This is a genomic window from Rhodococcus sp. P1Y, from assembly GCF_003641205.1.
GTDB lineage: Bacteria > Actinomycetota > Actinomycetes > Mycobacteriales > Mycobacteriaceae > Rhodococcoides.
Map to the genome: position 1 here is coordinate 150489 of NZ_CP032762.1, position 18458 is coordinate 168946.

Below are 18458 nucleotides of genomic sequence, written 5' to 3' on the forward strand. Positions count from 1 at the left end.
GTTGGTTCCTCGGAGGTCGTGCTCGATTCGTCTATATGGTCGTGGTGTGGGCACATCGAGTTCAGAAGGTTGGCCGGACAAGGCCGACACCGCGCGGCTGCATTTCGTGTCGGGCAAGGGTGGAACCGGCAAGTCGACGGTTGCTGCCGCGTTGGCTCTTGCACTGGCCGCCGACGGTAGACGAGTTCTGCTGGTCGAGGTCGAAGGACGTCAGGGCATCGCGCAGCTCTTCGACGTCCCGCCGCTGCCGCCGGTGGAGACACGGGTCGCGACCGCGGACGGCGGCGGCGAGGTCTACGCGCTGGCCATCGACATCGAAACCGCATTCCTCGAGTACCTCGACATGTTCTACAACCTCGGTTTCGCTGGGCGTGCGATGCGCAAGATCGGTGCCATCGAGTTCGCGACCACCATCGCACCGGGTCTGCGTGACGTCCTGTTGACCGGCAAGGTCAAAGAGTGCGTCGTTCGGACCGACAAGACCGGAAAACGCCTGTACGACGAGGTCGTCGTCGATTCGCCTCCGACGGGGAGAATCGGCAACTTTCTCGACGTGACCAAAGCCATGGCAGACCTCGCCAAGGGCGGGCCGGTCCGCAGCCAGAGCGAAGGCGTCGTCCGTCTGTTGCATTCGGCGGAGACCGTCGTCCATCTGGTGACGCTCCTCGAGGCACTTCCTGTCCAGGAGACCGCCGACGCCGTCCGCGAACTGGAAGCAGCCGACCTGCGTCTGGGAACCGTCATCGTCAACCGCACCGAACCGACATATCTGGCGTCGGACTCGCTCGAGAACGCCGCCCAGGGAACCGTCGACGTGGACGCCTTGAAGGCAGGTCTGAGCAAAGTCGGAATCGCGCTGTCGGACAGTGATTTCGCCGGGCTGCTCACCGAGACGATCGAACACGCCTCGACATTGGCAGCGCAGGTCGAGAGCGGATCTCAACTTCACGAACTCGACACGGCGCGGCTTCACCTTCCGATGCTCGCCGATGGCGTGGACCTCGGCGGCCTGTACGAACTCGCCGCGGTACTCAAGGAACAGGGTGTGAAATGACACGTCCCAGCAGCCCGAAAGCCGCCCCGGTGCTCGACATCGAGAGGATTCTGCTCGATGCGTCGTCACGCATAGTCGTGGTGTGCGGGGCAGGTGGCGTCGGGAAGACGACGACGGCGGCCGCCATGGCGATGCGAGCTGCCGAGCAGGGCCGAAAGGTCGTGGTGCTCACCATCGATCCGGCGAAGCGCCTCGCTCAGGCGCTCGGCGTCGGTGAGCTCGACAACTCTCCCCAGCCGGTGAAACTGCCCGCAGGTGCGACGGGTGAACTCCACGCGATGATGCTCAACATGCGCCGAACGTTCGACGAGATGGTGATCGAGCATTCGACGCCGGAGAAGGCCGAGCAGGTTCTCGCCAACCCGTTCTATCAGACTGTGGCGTCGTCGTTTTCGGGCACGCAGGAGTACATGGCGATGGAGAAGCTCGGGCAGTTGGCGTCGGATTCGACGTGGGATCTGATCGTCGTCGATACTCCCCCGTCGCGTAACGCCCTCGATTTTCTCGATGCCCCGCAGCGGCTCGGTTCGTTCCTCGACGGCCGGTTCATTCGGTTGCTGATGGCGCCCGGCCGCGGCCTTACCAGGATGGTCACCAGTGCCATGGGGTTGGCACTCCGAGGCGTCTCGACGGTTATCGGTAGCCAGATGCTCACCGATGCCTCGTCGTTCGTCCAGTCTTTGGATTCGATGTTCGGCGGATTCCGGGAGCGCGCGACACGGACGTACCAACTGCTCCGGGAGAACGGCACGAGTTTCATCGTGGTCGCTGCGGCCGAGCCCGATGCGCTGCGCGAAGCTGCGTTCTTCGTCGACCGCCTCAGCGGGGAAGGAATGCCGCTGGCGGGCCTCGTACTCAACCGGACCCACCCGACCCTGGCGTCACTCCCTGCCGAACATGCGGCAACAGCCGCCGATCAATTGGACGACTCCGAAGATGCGGGTGCGGCCCTGACGGCCGCAGTCCTGAGGATTCACGCCGCGCGCGCGGTCACCGCCGCCCGAGAGCTCCGGCTGCTGCGGCGCTTCACTTCGGCGCATCCACGAGTCCCGATCGTCGGAGTGCCGTCGCTGCCGTTCGAGGTGTCGGATCTACACGCTCTGCGGGCCGTGGCCGACCAGTTGACCCGATCGGCCTAGCCGAGCGGGCTAGATCGCAGCTTGCTGCTGACGCTGGGACTCGAAGAATTCCGACCAGGAGTCGACCTCGGGATGCTGCTTGAGAAGTGCGCGTCGTTGACGCTCGGTCATTCCGCCCCAGACACCGAACTCGACACGGTTGTCGAGTGCGTCTGCCCCACACTGCATGAGTACCGGGCAGTGCCGACAGATTGTCGCTGCCTTTCGCTGCGCCGCACCCCGGACGAACAGCTGATCCGGGTCAGTCCCCTTGCACCGCGCCTGCGCAACCCACGCAATACGTGCTTCTGCTTCTTCCACATCTAGCCGCGTAGGCGCTGCTGTCATGTGCATTGCGGATCCCCTTTGCAGTTCGAACGTCCTCGTTGAACGCTCCACAAGCTCCCGGACCCTGATTTCCACTGCTCGAAGCACATGGATCTAGGAGCTGCCCCACATTCATATACAAGTGTTATGTGAATCACACCGTGCTCATAATTTAGGTAAAACCGGCGGCGAACGCAAGACGGGCAGCCCAACTTTCTGGTACGGCCGTCCCGACCTGCGGTTCAGTGCGTCAGCACCCGAGACATGTGGGGGTAGAGCGCGCGTCCACGTACGCTGTGCTTCGTGTCCGTTGGAAAAACCGTGGCGAAGCTCGCCGGATGTTCCGCACTCGCAGGTGCGCTGTTGGCCGGAGTGATGTTCCCGTTGGCAGGTGGGTTCGGCTACGCCTCGAACCGGGCCGCCGACACCGTCGACAATGTTTCGGCCGAACTGGTCGAGGGCGCTGTTCCTGCTGTCTCCACGATGGTCGACGCGGCAGGCAATCCGATCGCGTGGCTCTACGAGCAGCGCCGTTTCGAGGTGCCGAGCGACAAGATCTCCAACGAGATGAAGCTGGCCATCGTCTCCATCGAGGACAAGCGCTTCGCAGAGCATCAAGGCGTCGACTGGCAGGGCACGTTGCGTGCGTTCCTGACGAACACGACCAGCGGCCAGGTGGAGCAGGGCGCGTCCACGCTCGATCAGCAGTACGTGAAGAACTATCAGCTGCTCGTTGTCGCGAAGACCGACGCCGAACGCCGCGCAGCCATCGAGACGACGCCCGCTCGCAAGATCCGCGAGATCCGTATGGCGCTCACGCTCGACAAAGAACTGACCAAGGACGAGATCCTCACCCGCTACCTCAACCTGGTTCCGTTCGGTAACTCGTCGTTCGGCATCCAGGATGCGGCTCAGACCTACTTCGGCATCGACGCAAGCCAGTTGGACGCGAAGCAGGCCGCAATGCTCGCCGGCATGGTCCAGTCCAGCTCCGCGCTCAATCCGTACACCAACGAACAGGGCGTCACCGAGCGGCGCAACATCGTGCTGGACACGATGATTCAGAACATTCCCGAGCGCGCCGACGAGTTCCGACAGGCCAAGACCGAGCCTCTCGGGGTCCTCCCAGTGCCGCAGACACTCCCCCGTGGGTGCATCGCAGCCGGTGACCGAGGATTCTTCTGCGACTACGCGCTCCAATACCTTGCCAACGCGGGCATCAGCCGCGAGCAGATCGACAAGGGTGGCTACCTCATCCGCACCACGCTCGATCCTGCGGTTCAGAATTCCACCAAGGCGTCTCTCTCAGCCAACACCGACCCCGATCTCAACGGTGTAGCCACCGTCATGAACGTCATCGCGCCTGGTCAGGATTCACACCGCATCCTTGCGATGGGTAGCAGTCGAACCTATGGGCTCGATGCCGACGCCGACGAAACCGTTCAGCCTCAGCCCTATTCGCTCGTCGGACACGGTGCCGGGTCGATCTTCAAGGTGTTCACCACCGCCGCGGCCATGGAACGAGGACTCGGTACGAGCGCAACCCTGCAGGTTCCGCGCCGCGCCGAGGTCAAAGGCCTGGGCGACGGTGGAGCTCGTGGTTGCCCCGCCAACACGTACTGCGTCGAGAACGCAGGAAACTATCCGGCGTCGCTGTCGATCACCGACGCCCTCGCGCAGTCTCCGAACACCGCGTTCGTCAAGTTGATCGAATCGGTTGGAGTCACCCCGACGGTCGACATGTCGGTGCGGCTCGGCCTGCGCTCGTACGCGGACCCGAACACCTCTGGATTCGACGAGCAGAGCATGGCCGACTTCCAGAAGAGCCAGAACCTCGGTTCGTACACACTCGGACCCACATGGGTCAATCCCCTCGAGCTGTCCAATGTCGCTGCCACGTTGGCGTCGAGCGGCAAGTGGTGCCCGCCGACGCCCATCGACTCGGTCTTCGACCGGGAGGGCAAGCAGGTTCCCGTGACGCAGCAGGCGTGTGAGCAGGTTGTGGAGCCCGGTCTGGCCAACACCCTCGCGAACGCGATGAGCAAGGACGACCAGGCCGGCGGCACGTCGGCCTCGGCTGCAGGTTCGGTCGGGTGGACGCTTCCGATGTCGGGCAAGACCGGTACCACCGAGTCGCACATGTCGTCCGGGTTCCTCGGGTTCACCAACCGTTACGCAGCGGCGGTGTACACCTACGGTGACTCTCCGACGCCCGGCGAGATCTGCTCGTTCCCACTCCGCCCGTGTGGATCGGGCAACCTGTACGGCGGTAACGAACCTGCTCGTACCTGGTACAACGCGATCGATCCCGTAGCGAACAACTTCGGTTCCGTCGAGCTTCCGCCGGTGGACCAGAAGTACGTACGCGGGTCCGCCAACGGTCAGGTTCCCGACGTGACCGGTCAGAGCCAGAGCTCGGCGACTTCGACCCTGCAAGGCGCCGGATTCCAGGTCTCCGTCGCGACGACGGCAGCGTCGGCGTCGCGCGGAACCGTCACCGGTGTGTCGCCGTCGGGCTCCGCGATCCCCGGCTCGACCATCACGATCTACGTGAGCGACGGGTCGGTGCGCGAAGCTCCTCCGGCGCCCGCCATCCCGGGTCTGCCGCCCGGCATCGAGATCCCGGCGATCCCACCGAACATCCAGATTCCGGCGATTCCGGGACTGACGGTTCCGCGGTAGGCCGCTTCCCCTCAGTGGCGTGGTTGAGTGCCCGGAAGGGCACTCAACCACGCCACTGATGGTTACAGGCGATCTTTCACTGCCTTCGAGATTCGCGTCCCGTCGGCCTTGCCTGCTGCGAGGGCGGAGGCGATCTTCATGACTTGGCCCATCTGCCTGACCGACGGGCGCTCACCGAGCTCCTCGGCCACCTGTGCGATCGCGGTGTCCGCGACGTCGGCGAGTTCGGCGTCCGTCAGCGGAGTCGGTAGGTATTCGTCGATGATCTGAGCTTCGGCGCGCTCGTTAGCGGCCAGTTCGCCTCGGCCGTTCTCGGTGTAGATCTCGGCCGACTCGCCGCGCTTCTTCGACTCCTTGGCGAGCACCTTCAGTACTTGCTCGTCGGTCAGATCGTGGGCCTCCTTCCCGGAGACTTCTTCGGTCTGAATGGCAGCGAGAAGCATGCGGATGGTGGCTGTGCGCAGCTTGTCCCTGGCTTTCATGGACGTGGTGAGGTCGGATCGGAGCTGGGACTTGAGTTCGGACATGGTAGGAAACGCTACGCGGACCACGGAAGAGTCCGCACGTCGATTCCTCCGCCTGCCGTATCGTGGACCATGTGTCAGTGAAAAAAGCAGCATCTCGCCTGGCCGCTTCGCAGGCTCCGCTCCTGCACGCAGGTCTCAGCGCGGCAGCGTCGCGTGCGCGTCGCGGTGCCGCAGAGGCCCCCGTCCGAACCACGGCGATCGCTACCGCAGGTGCGGCAGCGCTCGGACTCGGCTACGCCACGCTGATCGAACGCAACGCCTTCACCCTCCGTGAGGCGTCCATGGCCGTGTTGGAACCGGGATCGGCTTCGCTGCGTGTGCTCCACATCAGCGACCTCCACATGATGCCGAACCAGCGCCTCAAGCAGAACTGGCTCCGAGAGCTGGACCGGTTGGAGCCCGATCTCGTCGTCAACACCGGCGACAACCTGTCGCATCAGAAGTCAGTCCCTGCCGTCGTGCAATCCCTCGGACCACTTCTGTCGCGGCCGGGTCTGTTCGTCTTCGGCAGCAACGACTACTTCGCGCCCAAGCCGAAGAACCCGCTGAAGTACTTCAAGAAGAACCACGAGCGTGTTCTCGGTGAATCACTTCCCTGGAGAGATCTGCGCGCTGCGTTCACCGAGCGCGGCTGGCTCGACGTGACTCACGTGCGTCGTGAACTCGAGGTTGCGGGCGTCAGGATCGCGTCGGCTGGCGTCGACGATCCCCATTTGAAGCGCGACCGCTACGACACGATCGCCGGACAGCCCAACCCACTCGCGGATCTACGTTTGGGCATCACGCACTCCCCCGAGCCTCGGGTGCTCGACAAGTTCGCCGACGACGGCTACGACCTGGTCCTCGCGGGCCACACGCACGGCGGCCAATTGTGCCTGCCGTTCTACGGCGCACTGGTCACCAACTGCGAGATCGACCGCTCCCGCGTCAAGGGTCCGTCGAAGTGGGGCGCGCACACGCAACTCCACGTCTCTGCAGGCATCGGGACGTCGCCGTACGCGCCCGCTCGCTTCTGCTGCAGGCCCGAAGCCACGCTCCTCACGCTCACTCCCGCACCGCGCAAGGGCGACAAAGAAGGGTCGGACGAGGACGTTTCGCGTTCGGAGGCGGTCGTAAGCTAGACTTCTGCTCGCGGTACACGGGGTGTGGCGCAGCTTGGTAGCGCGCTTCGTTCGGGACGAAGAGGTCGTGGGTTCGAATCCCGCCACCCCGACAACATGTGAAAGACCCGCCTGATCACTCAGGCGGGTCTTTCACATTTGGCGGAGTCGATCAGCTCGACGCAGCGCGCAATTTCTCCAGCAACGGTCCAGCGGCTTCGGCGAGGAAGCGTTCCTGCGTCTCGCCGCCGACCTGAACGAGTGCGATGTCGGTGAACCCGGCCTCCCAGTACGGCTTGACGGCCTCGACGATGGCATCGAGATCGGGGCCACATGGAATCGTCTGTGCCACATCTTCTTTGCGGACGAACTGGGTCGCACCCGCGAAGCCGGCGGTCGTAGGCAGGTCGGCGTTGACGGCCCAGCCGCCGGCAAACCAGCGGAACCGGTCATGGGCACGATCGATCGCCGCGTCCTTGTCCGGATCCCAGGAGATAGGGATCTGACCGATGGTCCGAGACGGACCGTCGTGATGCTGAGCCCACTGCTGCACCAGATCGCCGTTGGGTTCGACGGCGATGAGATGATCACCGTGAGCTGCGAATTTCTGGATCGACTTCTCGCCCGACACCGCGATACCGATCGGCACCCCGCCTTCGGGTAGGTCCCAGATTCGCGCGGAGTCGACGCGGAAGTGCTTGCCCTCGTAGGTCACGAGCCCTCCAGCGTGCAGCTGCTTGATGATCTCGAGCGCCTCGACGAACATGTCCTGACGCTTGTCGATGGACGGCCAGCCTTCGCCGACGACATGCTCGTTCAGGTTCTCGCCGCTACCGAGACCGAGGGTGAATCGTCCGTCAGCGAGGATCTGCATGGTCGCAGCCTTCTGCGCGACGACGGCGGGGTGGTACCGAATGATCGGGCACGTCACGTACGTCATCAGCTCGACGCGCTCAGTTGCCTGTGCGACGGCTCCCAGCGTGGTCCACGCGTAGGGCGCGTGGCCCATCGAGGACAGCCAGGGCGAATAGTGGTCACTCGCTACCTCGAAATCGAAGCCGACGTTCTCGGCGCCGACCGCGTAGTTCACGAGTTCCTTGGGACCGCTCTGCTCGGTCATCAGTGTGTATCCGAAGTTGGTCATGGTTCTCCTCAAATCGTTGCTACGGAACCGGAATCGACCCGGTAGTTGGATCCGTTGACGAAGCTTGCTCGATCGGAACACAGGAAGGTGATGACGGACGCCACCTCTTCGGGTTCACCTCGCCGTCCGAGTTCCATGTAAGGACGTTCTTCGACCAGGAAGCTCTCGATCGCCCCGTCCCGATCTGTTCCCTTCTCGTCCGCGCGCTTGTCCATCATGGCGTCGGTCATGGGCGTGTGGATGAAGGCGGGGGAGACTGCGTTGACCAGCAGACCTTCGGATGCGTAGCTGCGGGACAATCCCTTGGCGAGCGCCAGCACGCCGGCCTTGGCGGAGCAGTAGGGCAGTTCGTCGTCGTAGGGCTGAACCGCGTCCTCGGAGGTCAGGAGCACGATCCGTCCCCAACCCCCACGCCTCAGCGCGGGTAGAAAGGCCCGGAGCAGTCGAACGGGACCCATGAGGTCGACGTCGAGCGTGCTACGCCAACCCTCCTCGTCGATCTCGTGAAAGAGACCCTGGGCACCGGTCACTCCGGAGGACTGAACGAGGATGTCGATGTCGCCCAACACATTCTGGGCTTGCGCGGCCAAATTCTCCACGCTGGCGGTGTCGGTGACATCGGCGGCGATGGCGTGCAACCGATCGGGGTCGGCGTCGAGTGCGCGTGCGGCCTCGTCGAGGGACTCCTGGTCCTTGTCACTGATGAGCACTTCGACGCCTTCGGCCAGAAGCAATCGCGCTGTCTCCCAGCCTATTCCGGAATCGGCACCCGTCACGAGCGCCTTCTTGCCTCGTATACCGAGATCCATTGTTACCTACCTCTTTCACCGACTGTTCGTGGCGTCGTGCGCGTGAGCGATGGTCAATGCTGCGTTGACCAAGGCCAAATGACTCAAGCCCTGCGGGAAGTTACCCAGAAACGATCCGTCCGAAGCATCGATCATTTCACTGTAGAGACCGACGTCGTTCGACATCTCGACCAACTGGTCCATGAGTTCGGACGCCTCGTCGTCACGACCGACGCACGACAATGCCGTCACCCGCCAGAACGCGCACGCGACGAAGGTCGCTTCCTCCTTGTCGACGCCGGTGTAGCGGTACAGCAGCGGACCCGATCCGAGTTCGGCGCCGAGCGCATCGATGGTCGACGACATTCGTTCGCCGCGATCGAAGTTCATCTCTGCGGCGAGCAGAACCGATGCGTCGAGACCTGTCGCGCCCGGATACGCCAGGTACGCCTGGCGTTCCGCCGACCAGCAGTTCTCCTCTACATACCGCCTGATGCGTTCACGCTCGGCGCGCCACCTGTCTGCGACGCCGGGAATCTGGCCCGCGTCGGCGAGGTGGACCGCGCAGTCCAACGCCTGCCAACATCCCAGTTTCGAACTCGTGTAGTGCTGTTCGTCCTCGAGCTCCCAGATGCCCGCGTCGCGCCGTTGCCAGGAATCGCACGCTTCGTCGGCGATGGCGGCGAGCAGCCTGCCGGTTTCCGCATCGAGAATGTTGCCGGCTTCGACGTACAGTCGGACGATCGCGAACAGGTCACCGAAAATCCCCAGTTGCAGCTGGTTCGCGGCGGCGTTTCCGTTCACGACAGGCCCGATTCCGCGCCATCCAGGAACATCGGGTTGCTCGGTGCCACCCGGTAGCTCACCACCGAGGGTGTAGAACACGTTGACCAGCGGATCATTCGCTCGAATGACCTTCAACAACCACGCAACCGCGGCGTGCACTTCCTCTCGCACACCGAACCTGCTGAGTGCCCTGATGGTGTACGCGGTGTCGCGCACCCAGGCGTACCGGTAGTCCCAGTTCTTGCCACCCACACGATTCTCCGGCAACGATGTCGTCGCCGCGGCAGCAATCGCCCCGGAAGGACTGTGCAACAGCAGTTTCAACGCCAGAGCACTCCTGGCCACATGCTCGTTCCACGGCCCGTCGTAGTGAAATTCGTTCGACCACACCCGCCAGTTGTCGACTGTGCGGTCGATTCCCTCGTCCACCTTCACCGGGTCCGGTAGGTGCAAGGGTTCGTTCTCCGTACCAACCAGCCCGACGAGGTGTCTCGACCCCTCACTCGTGACGAACGTGCCGTGTATCTCCTGATCCCCGACGGTGACGTCGTCGGCGCGCAGTGTTCGCACTGCCATCGTCAAGCCATCGGCGCGAAGGACGGTGCCATGTTCGGTACCGTACGCCCACGGCGACGCTTTGCCGAGCATCGAACCCGGCGCAACTTGCCACGCCATTTCGACCGCACCGTCGATGCCCTCGACGCGACGTCCGAGTTCGACCCACGGAAGCCTGCCCGCCACACCGGTATTGAGCGAATCCGTCACACGCACGGTCCCGGAGTCGGTGCGATATGTCGAGGTCAATACGTTCGTGCCGTCGACGAACGAGCGATCGACGGAGAAGGAACCCGTCGGTGCGAGTGCGAACGTCCCGCCGGCTTCGGCGTCGAGCAAAGCTGCGAAGGGAGGAGGCGAATCGAGATTGGGGATCGGCAACCAGTCGATACGGCCATCGAGCGCAATCAGCGCCACAGTGCGACCGTCGCCGATCGCGGCATAGTCTTCGATTGCCGCATAACCATTTTCACGACTCATGCGACGCTGAGCCGCGCGATCGGGCTGTCCGCGAAGTGCTCCAGCAGATCCGCCGGGTCCTCGTACACTGCCTCGGCCCCCGCTGCACGCAGATCGGCTTCGGGGACGCCTCCGCATCGAACCGCGATGGCAGCGACTCCTACGCGCGCGGACGCCTTCATGTCCCAGACGCTGTCGCCGATCATGACGGCGTCGCCTGCATTTACACCCGCGCGTTCCAACGCGACTTCGACGATCTCGGGGCTCGGCTTGGCTACATCGGCGTCCTCACCCGACGTCACGACCGACACGACATCCTCAACATCCAGGAGATCCCGCAAATAGGCAAGTTCCTTCTCGGGTGCCGATGTGGCCAGTACGACGGTCAAGCCTTGGTCGTTCAAGCGTTGCAGCAACTCTCGCGCTCCCGGGAGGATCTGCAACCGGTCTGTGGCCTCTTCGTAGTAGCTCGTGTGCAAGTCCTTCGCCTCCAGCGCGACCGCGCTGTCCGACGAGCCGACGAGGGTCTCCAACAGCTTGTCGCCGTCCATTCCGATGCACCGGTGGATTCGCCACGACGGGACGGTCACTCCGGCGTCGGCGAATGCCCGTGACCAGGTGTCGACGTGGATATAGTTCGAGTCCACCAGGGTGCCGTCGATATCGAAGAGAACTGCGCCAGGAGTCGAAGTCATGCCGGTCGGCTACCCGCCCTACCAGCGCGTGAAACACAAGGTGCTCGACACGAAAAGGGTCACCTCCCAGCTGGGAGGTGACCCTTTTCACGTGCAGATGGTTCAGTCGATCTGAGCCTGCCACATCCAGTGCAGCTGCTCGAGACGCGCGGTGATGGCGATCAGGAGATCCTGTGTCACCGGATCGGCAGCCTCAGTGTCCGCGATACGAGCGCGCAGACGGTCGACGACGGCAGCGATATTGTCGACGATGGCGGCAGTGACCTGCTCATCCTTCGTCCATCCGTCGCCGAATCCCTTCGTGCTCGCCGTTGCGGAGACGGTTGCAGCCCGACCATCCGGGCTCACACCGATGGCCGTGGCTCGCTCGGCGGCCTGATCGGTGAACTCTCGTGCGGCGGTGACCAGTTCGTCGAGAGCCAGGTGGACCGATCGGAAATTTCTTCCGATGACGTTCCAGTGCGCCTGCTTCGCGATCAACGAGAGATCGATCAGGTCGACCACAGTGCCCTGCAGGGCATCTCCGGCGATCTTCTGTTGCCCTGCATCGAGCGTGCTGGTGATGGGGTTGGTCATGTCTCGTACCTCCTTCGGCTGTGCTTCGAAAGATTCAACGACACACCCGGCCGCAGTGTTCCGTGCGGCCGGGTGATGTGCCTCGCGTCAGACCTCTTCGGCTTCGTCACCGGGAGTGGTCGGAGACTGACTCGTCGTGGGAGCGGTGTTGCCCTGCCCTGCCCTGACGCCTTCTTCGACCTTCTTGCCGAGGTCGGCGTCGACATTGGTCCAGTACTCGAAGACCCGCTGCAGCACCGGCTCGGTGACACCGTTCAGTGCATGCCCGACGATGTTGCCTACCAGGCGCTCTCGCTGATCGTCGTCCATGACCTCCCGGACGAGGATCCCTGCCTGGACGAAATCGCCGTCCTCGGGGTGCTCGATGTATCCGGTGCGCACGAAGCGAGGCTCGAAGTCCCAAGACCCGTCGTCACCGTATTTCGCGGTGTCCGCATGCGGGCCGCCGTAGGAGTTGGGTGCATACACCGGCGTGCTCGGCGAGTTGTACGCGTATCGCATCGAACCGTCTTTGGAGTACGAGTTGACCTGAGCCTTGGGCGCATTGACCGGAAGCTGTGCGTAGTTGGCACCGATCCGGTAGCGATGTGCGTCCGCGTACGAGAAGATGCGGCCGAGCAGCATCTTGTCGGGGCTCGCACCGATTCCGGGCACGAGGTTCGACGGCTCGAACGAGCTCTGCTCGATCTGGGCGTGGAAGTTCTCGGGATTGCGGTTCAGGGTCAGCTTTCCGACCTTGATCTTGGGGTAATCCGTCTGAGACCAGACCTTGGTGAGATCGAACGGGTTGTACCTGTAGTTCTCTGCCTCGTCGTACGGCATGACCTGGATGTAGAAGTCCCAGCTCGGGAAGTCGCCCTCGGAAATCGACCCGAACAGATCCTGGCGATGATGATCGGGCGAGGTGCCCGCGAGCTCGTCGGCTTTCTGCTGCGTCAGGAAATCGATGCCCTGGTTAGTCTTGAAGTGGAACTTGACCCAGGACCGCTCGCCTGCGTCGTTGATGAATTGGTATGTGTGCGAGCCGAATCCGTCCATGTGACGGTAGCTCTTCGGGATCCCTCGATCGCCCATCAGCCACGTCACCTGGTGTGCGGATTCGGGGGAGAGAGTCCAGAAGTCCCACTGCATGTTGTGGTCGCGCAAGCCGGAGTCGGGCATGCGCTTCTGACTGCGGATGAAGTCCTGGAACTTGATGGGGTCCTTGACGAAGAAGATCGGCGTGTTGTTGCCGACCAGATCCCAGTTTCCTTCGGTCGTGTAGAACTTCAGCGAGAACCCGCGCGGGTCGCGCCAGGTGTCCGGGCTTCCCTGCTCGCCTGCGACGGTCGAGAAGCGCGCAAGAGCTTCGGTCTTGACGCCCTTCTGCAGAGCAGCAGCCTTCGTGTACTTGGAGATGTCCTCGGTGATCTCGAGGACGCCGAATGCACCTGCACCCTTGGCGTGCACAACACGCTCCGGGACACGCTCACGGTTGAACTGCGCCATCTTCTCGATGAGGTAATGGTCGTGGAGCAGGATCGGGCCTTGAGTTCCCGCGGTCAGCGACTGATCGTCACTGGGTACGGGGATTCCGGAGTTACTGGTGGTGGCGGGCTCGGTCATGTGCAAAGCCTCCTGAATTTTATGTGGTCGCCTTCCGAGGGGCTGACTCGGAAGACGTGTCTCTTGGTAGATGCTCAGTGGGCAGATATAGCCGGAACCGGCGCGGCTGAACCGTCCTGCGTAGCGCAGTCGGGGCAGACACCCCAGAACACGACCTCGGCTTCCTCGACGATGAATCCTCTGGACTCCGACGGGTCGAGGCACGGCGACGCGCCGACGACACAATCGACGTCGACCACTGTGCTGCATCGACGGCACACCAGGTGATGGTGATTGTCGCCGATCCGGGTTTCGTACAGTGCGGGTGAACCAGCAGGTTCGATGCGGCGCAGCAGACCAGCGCCTACGCACGCGCGTAGAACGTCGTACACGGCCTGCGTGGATACGGACCCGACATCGGCTCTGACCGCCGCTGCCACGTCGTCGGCATCCGAATGAGGCCGGGCTGCGACCGCATTCAGTACCGCGACGCGCGGACTCGTGACGCGCAGACCTACCGAGCGCAAGAGCGCTACCGGGTCTGTCGTCAGGTCGTCTGCGGGCATGAATTCGAGTATGCCCCTTTTCTGGAGTAAGTCAAGAAAAGGAACCCTAATTACACCTCGACATCACTGACCAGCACCGCAGGCCCGGTTGCCATCTTCCCGGAGACGATTTGCAGGCCGAAATGCGTACCCGGACGAAGCCACGACGTCAGCGACGGGCCGTGCGCGTCGACCTTCACACGGGCAAGCCGCGCCTTGCCCGTCAGTTTCGCGCCGGCCAGAGCCAGTTCCTCGTCGACCGGTTGAGCGAACCCGAGAGCGCCCTTGATCGGAAACGCAGGACCGATCCCCTTCGCGTCGGCGTGCACCGCCCATCCGTCTCCCGATGCCGACGACGATCCGAGCACGTCTCCGCCGAAATCGGCGAGCACCTTCGGTAGGTTCCAATGCGTCCTGCCGCCGTGAACGGAGACATCGGAGTCGACGGCGATGAACGGGACCGACATCCTCGGCAGCGCACCTAGCCCGTTGCCGGGCCGACGCAGAACCGGGCTGGCCAGGATCTCGCGGTACGGACCGACCGGTGAGCTCAGATAGTCGACGACCATCACCAGCGTCACGGGCACACTCTTCTGAGGGAGAAGGGCGCGTCCCTCGGACGTTGCGCGATGCCACCAGATCGTGGCTCGCACATCCGCCGGCCACGGCGGCGGAGGGCTCTCCGGCCAGTCGGTGCGCTCGGACTCCGATTCACTCACGCTCCACATGCGTCAGGCTCCCTTCACGGTGAGGGGCAGCCGCAAGGCTCCGGGCGCTGCCGCGGGAACCACTGGCCGACGGGGTTGCGTCGGCATGATCTCGCGATAGTTCTCACCCAGAGTCGCGCGCTTGTCCTGCTCCCCCTTGTTCGGCCACAGCGCCAATGCGCGCTCGGCCTGAGCGGTGATGGTCAACGACGGATTGACGCCGAGGTTGGCGCTCACCGCAGAGCCGTCGACGACGTGCAGACCTTCGTGACCGTAGACCCGGTGATACGCGTCGACGACGCCCGACTCGGGGGAATCCCCGATGGCGCATCCGCCCAGAAAATGGGCCGTCATCGGGATGTTGACGATCTCCGCCATGGAACCGCCCGGGTCACCGCCGATCTTGTCGGCCAGCAACCGGATTGCTTCGTGCCCCTGCGGGATCCACTGAGGTGGTGGGTCGCCCTGTCCGGGACGGCTCGTCAGCCGCCGCCCGAAGAAGCCCTTCTTCGAGCCGAGTTCGAGCGAATTGTCGTCGGTCTGCATGACGAGAGCGATGACAGTCCGCTCGGACCATCTACGCACCGACAAACTACGCACGGCGGCTCCTGGATGCCGAAGCGCGACGCCGAGCGTCTTGAGAATTCGAGGCGTCTTACCGCCGCCGTCGCTCAAGACTGTCTGCAGCAGCCCTATCGCGTTGCTGCCCTTGCCGTATCGAACCGGCTCGATGTGGGTGTGATCGTCGGGATGGAACGACGAAGTGATCGCGACGCCTTCGGTGTAGTCGATCTCGCGTCCGCGGGCGGTGGCAGCGAGCACCGCCTCGGAGTTGGTGCGGACGAGGCTCCCGATTCGGTTCGACAGTCCCGGTAGTCGACCTGTCTCCTTCATCGCAAGAAGCAACTTCTGCGTGCCGTAGGTTCCGGCGGCGAAGACCACCTGATCGGCCGTCAGGACGGACTCGGTTCGCCTGAGTTTGCCGCCCGTCCGCCGAGTCACCACCTCGTAACCGCCACCTGATCGCGGCCTGACCTCGGTGACTGTGGTGAGCGGAAGAACCTCTGCCCCAGCTTGTTCGGCGAGGTACAGGTAGTTCTTGACGAGTGTGTTCTTGGCACCGACACGACATCCTGTCATGCATGATCCACATTCGGTGCAGCCGGTACGCTCCGGGCCGACTCCTCCGAAGAACGGGTCGGCCGATTGCTTGCCAGGGGTCCCGAAGAACACTCCGACCGGTGTGCTCGTGAAGGTGTCGCCGACGCCCATGTCCTCGGCGACTTCCTTCATGACCTTGTCCGACGGGGTGATCGTCGGATTGGTCTCGACGCCCAGCATGCGCTTCGCCTGGTCGTAGTACGGTCCAAGCTCCCGATGCCAGTCGGTGATGTGGCCCCATTGCGGGTCCTCGAAGAACCGCTTCGGGGGTTGGTAGAGCGTGTTCGCGTAGTTGAGCGATCCACCGCCCACGCCTGCGCCCGCCATCACGAGGACGTCGGGAAGCAGGTGGATGCGTTGCACGCCATAGCATCCGATGGCCGGGGCCCAGAGGTACTTGCGGAGCCGCCAACTCGTCTTCGGAAGCTCGTCGTCGGCGAAGCGTCGCCCGGATTCGAGAACGCCGACGCGGTAGCCCTTCTCGGTCGCTCGAAGCGCAGCCACGCTTCCGCCGAAGCCTGATCCGATGACGAGAACGTCGTAGTCGCTCATACCTGCTGACCTTCCTTGGCCGGTACACCCGTGTACTGAGACATGTCGAATGTGCGGGTCGAATTGCGGAACCGGAACGTGTACGTCGGCCACATCACCGGGTTCTTTCCTTCCGAGTCCAGATACCAGCTGGAACATCCGCCGGTGTTCCAGACCGTTCCGTCGAGTGAGTCGTGAATCCATGAGTTGTACTGTCGCTGCGCATGTTCGGTCACCTCGACGGACGCCAACCTGCGCTCCTCCAACTGTGCGAGCGCGGAGACGACATAGTTGGCCTGGGATTCGAGCATGTACACGATGGAACTGTGTCCGAGGTTGGTATTGGGTCCGTACATCAGGAACAGATTCGGGAATCCGTGCACCGTCGTGCCTTTGAATGCGTTCGGGCTTCCCGCCCAGTGCTCGGCAAGCGTCCTACCGTCGGTACCGACGAGCGCATGCGAGACCGGCGGCTCGGTCGGAGTGAACCCCGTTGCGAAGATGATGGTGTCCACCTGGTGAGCGTTTCCGTCGGCGTCGATCACCGAGTTCTCGGTGATCTCCGTGAGTCCGCTTGCCACGAGGTCGACATCGTCGCGGTCGAGCGTCTTCAGCCAGTCGTTGGACAGCAGCATGCGCTTGCATCCGAGCATGAAGTCCGGCATGAGAGCGGCGCGCTTGGCCGGATTCTTCACCTGTCGCCGCAGATGAACCTTGGCGACGTTGGTCACGAGCGGTAGGACCTTCGGGTGGTGAGCCAGCGCAGTCACATAGGCCTCGCGGTAACCGTAGATGACTCCTCGAACGGCCTTCTGACTGGCGGGGAATCGTCGGTACAACGCTTTCTCGATGCGTCCGAGGGTTCGGTCCAGCCGCGGCACCACCCACGCCGGGGTGCGTTGGAACACCGTGAGCCGAGCGGTGCGGTCTGCAATTTCGGGGACGAACTGCACCGCCGAGGCACCGGTGCCGATGACCGCGACTCGCTCGCCGGTGAGGTCGTGGTCGTGGTTCCAGGTGGCCGAGTGGAACATGGTCCCGGCGAACTTCTCCACCCCCGGAACCTGCGGGAACTTGGGCGTCGACAACGCACCCGTGGCGGCGACGACCACGTCGGCCGTCACGCTGCCCTTCGAAGTCTCGACGTTCCAGACCGACCTCACCCCGTCCCAGGTGGCACCGGTCAATTCGCAGTCGGTGACGATGCGGTCACGCAGGCCGCTCTTGTCGACCACGCCCCGCAGGTATCGGTAGATCTCCGGTTGCCGCGCGAACGTGTGCGTCCAGTCGGGGCTTGGTGCGAACGAGAACGAATACAGGGACGTCGGCACGTCACAGGCGCAGCCGGGGTACGTGTTGTCGCGCCAGGTTCCGCCGACGTCGCCGGCTCGTTCGATGATGACCACGTCGGCGCCGGGGTCCTCGTCGAGAATTCTCGATGCCGCCGCGATTCCGGCGAACCCTGCGCCGACGACGAGCACTCGGACGGACTCCGGGAGGTTCACCATTCCAACACCTTCGCTTCCCATGCCGGCAACAGCCGGTTTCGTAGTTCGACGTCTGCTTCCGGCGTTCTGAACAACGCGGACACTGCGAGTCCGCGTGCGAGTTCGACGGATAGTTCGATGGATTCGGCGGACATCCGACTGCCCATGATGGCCGTGGCTCCGCCCATGATTGCCTCGGATATGCGTCGTTCGAGAGGGACCATCGCCTCGTGCAACGCCGGGTCCGTTCGGGCGGCCACCCATAGTTCGAGCGCCGCGTAGAACAGTGGCCCCGAGAATCCCTCGATGAGTACCTCGACCCCTCGTTCAGGATCGGGGTTGGTAGCCAGAATCTCTTCGAGGCGCCGGTCCACCAGGTGCGCGACAGCCGCAGTCACCAGAGCTTCCTTCGTCGGAAAGTGGTGGAGCTGAGCGCCGCGCGACACCCCGGCACGGCGAGCGATCTCCTGGGTACTCGTTTTGGCGAAACCGAGCTCGACCAGGCATTCGATCGCCGCATTCAGCAGTTTGGCCTGCGTACCTGCCGTTCGTTCGGCTTGCGTACGCCGCTCGGGGGCATCAGTGCTCTGGGTCACAGAAGCGAGACTATCGCGAATTCAACAAACAGTCCA

General features: G+C 63.5%; 17 protein-coding genes and 1 tRNA gene. 5 read left to right on the forward strand and 13 right to left on the reverse strand.

Annotation, left to right across the window (positions count from 1 at the left end):
- Nucleotides 1-46 precede the first annotated feature (46 nt).
- Nucleotides 47-1054, forward strand: a complete 1008-nt coding sequence (locus D8W71_RS00725; protein ID WP_121110110.1) for an ArsA family ATPase — start codon at nt 47-49, stop codon at nt 1052-1054.
- On the forward strand, nt 1051-2193 hold the full coding sequence (locus D8W71_RS00730; protein ID WP_121110112.1) for an ArsA family ATPase: 1143 nt from the start codon (nt 1051-1053) through the stop codon (nt 2191-2193). The genes D8W71_RS00725 and D8W71_RS00730 overlap by 4 nt, the downstream gene beginning before the upstream one ends.
- Before the next feature lie 9 nt (nt 2194-2202).
- Here the strand turns inward: D8W71_RS00730 and D8W71_RS00735 are convergent, their stop codons facing one another.
- Complete coding sequence (locus tag D8W71_RS00735; protein WP_121110114.1) at nt 2203-2526, reverse strand: WhiB family transcriptional regulator; 324 nt, start codon at nt 2524-2526, stop codon at nt 2203-2205.
- Between the two features lie 294 nt (nt 2527-2820).
- On the opposite strand from D8W71_RS00735, the gene D8W71_RS00740 reads away from it, so the two are divergent.
- A complete protein-coding gene (locus tag D8W71_RS00740) occupies nt 2821-5181 on the forward strand; it encodes a penicillin-binding protein (protein ID WP_121110116.1) in 2361 nt (786 codons plus the stop codon).
- Nucleotides 5182-5243: 62 nt separating this feature from the next.
- On the opposite strand, the gene D8W71_RS00745 is transcribed toward D8W71_RS00740, so the two are convergent.
- Entirely contained in the window at nt 5244-5708 is a 465-nt protein-coding gene (locus D8W71_RS00745) for a GatB/YqeY domain-containing protein (RefSeq protein WP_121118344.1), read from the reverse strand.
- Nucleotides 5709-5905: 197 nt separating this feature from the next.
- Here D8W71_RS00745 and D8W71_RS00750 point away from each other — a divergent pair, with 197 nt between their 5' ends.
- Together D8W71_RS00750 and D8W71_RS00755 are read left to right on the forward strand one after the other, a co-directional pair.
- A complete protein-coding gene (locus D8W71_RS00750) occupies nt 5906-6829 on the forward strand; it encodes a metallophosphoesterase (RefSeq protein ID WP_121118346.1) in 924 nt (307 codons plus the stop codon).
- Between the two features lie 18 nt (nt 6830-6847).
- A tRNA-Pro gene (locus D8W71_RS00755) sits at nt 6848-6921 on the forward strand.
- Between the two features lie 59 nt (nt 6922-6980).
- Here D8W71_RS00755 and D8W71_RS00760 read toward each other — a convergent pair.
- The 11 genes from D8W71_RS00760 to D8W71_RS00810 all read right to left on the reverse strand — a co-directional run bounded on the left by D8W71_RS00760 (nt 6981) and on the right by D8W71_RS00810 (nt 18422).
- On the reverse strand, nt 6981-7952 hold the full coding sequence (locus D8W71_RS00760; protein ID WP_121110118.1) for an LLM class F420-dependent oxidoreductase: 972 nt from the start codon (nt 7950-7952) through the stop codon (nt 6981-6983).
- Nucleotides 7953-7960: 8 nt separating this feature from the next.
- Nucleotides 7961-8761 carry an SDR family NAD(P)-dependent oxidoreductase gene (locus D8W71_RS00765; RefSeq protein WP_121110120.1) on the reverse strand — a complete coding sequence of 267 codons (801 nt, stop codon included), beginning with the start codon at nt 8759-8761 and terminating at the stop codon, nt 7961-7963.
- Between the two features lie 15 nt (nt 8762-8776).
- Nucleotides 8777-10561 (reverse strand): glycoside hydrolase family 15 protein, encoded by a 1785-nt coding sequence (locus tag D8W71_RS00770; RefSeq protein ID WP_121110122.1) that lies wholly within the window; start codon nt 10559-10561, stop codon nt 8777-8779.
- Nucleotides 10558-11235, reverse strand: coding sequence for an HAD family hydrolase (locus D8W71_RS00775; RefSeq protein ID WP_121110124.1), 678 nt, complete (start codon nt 11233-11235; stop codon nt 10558-10560). Before D8W71_RS00775 ends, D8W71_RS00770 begins: the two co-directional genes overlap by 4 nt.
- 102 nt (nt 11236-11337) lie before the next feature.
- The gene (locus tag D8W71_RS00780; protein ID WP_121110126.1) at nt 11338-11811 is read right to left on the reverse strand and encodes a Dps family protein; all 474 of its coding nucleotides are present in this window, start codon (nt 11809-11811) and stop codon (nt 11338-11340) included.
- 87 nt (nt 11812-11898) lie between these two features.
- Entirely contained in the window at nt 11899-13416 is a 1518-nt protein-coding gene (locus tag D8W71_RS00785) for a catalase (protein WP_121110127.1), read from the reverse strand.
- A 74-nt stretch (nt 13417-13490) separates the two neighbouring features.
- Nucleotides 13491-13961 carry a Fur family transcriptional regulator gene (locus D8W71_RS00790; RefSeq protein ID WP_121110129.1) on the reverse strand — a complete coding sequence of 157 codons (471 nt, stop codon included), beginning with the start codon at nt 13959-13961 and terminating at the stop codon, nt 13491-13493.
- A gap of 50 nt (nt 13962-14011) precedes the next feature.
- Entirely contained in the window at nt 14012-14668 is a 657-nt protein-coding gene (locus D8W71_RS00795) for a hypothetical protein (RefSeq protein WP_121110131.1), read from the reverse strand.
- Between the two features lie 3 nt (nt 14669-14671).
- Nucleotides 14672-16360: a GMC oxidoreductase gene (locus tag D8W71_RS00800; protein WP_121110133.1), complete on the reverse strand. Its 1689-nt coding sequence runs from the start codon at nt 16358-16360 to the stop codon at nt 14672-14674.
- A complete protein-coding gene (locus D8W71_RS00805) occupies nt 16357-17844 on the reverse strand; it encodes a flavin-containing monooxygenase (protein WP_121118348.1) in 1488 nt (495 codons plus the stop codon). Before D8W71_RS00805 ends, D8W71_RS00800 begins: the two co-directional genes overlap by 4 nt.
- Entirely contained in the window at nt 17841-18422 is a 582-nt protein-coding gene (locus D8W71_RS00810) for a TetR/AcrR family transcriptional regulator (RefSeq protein ID WP_121110135.1), read from the reverse strand. Before D8W71_RS00810 ends, D8W71_RS00805 begins: the two co-directional genes overlap by 4 nt.
- Nucleotides 18423-18458 lie beyond the last annotated feature (36 nt).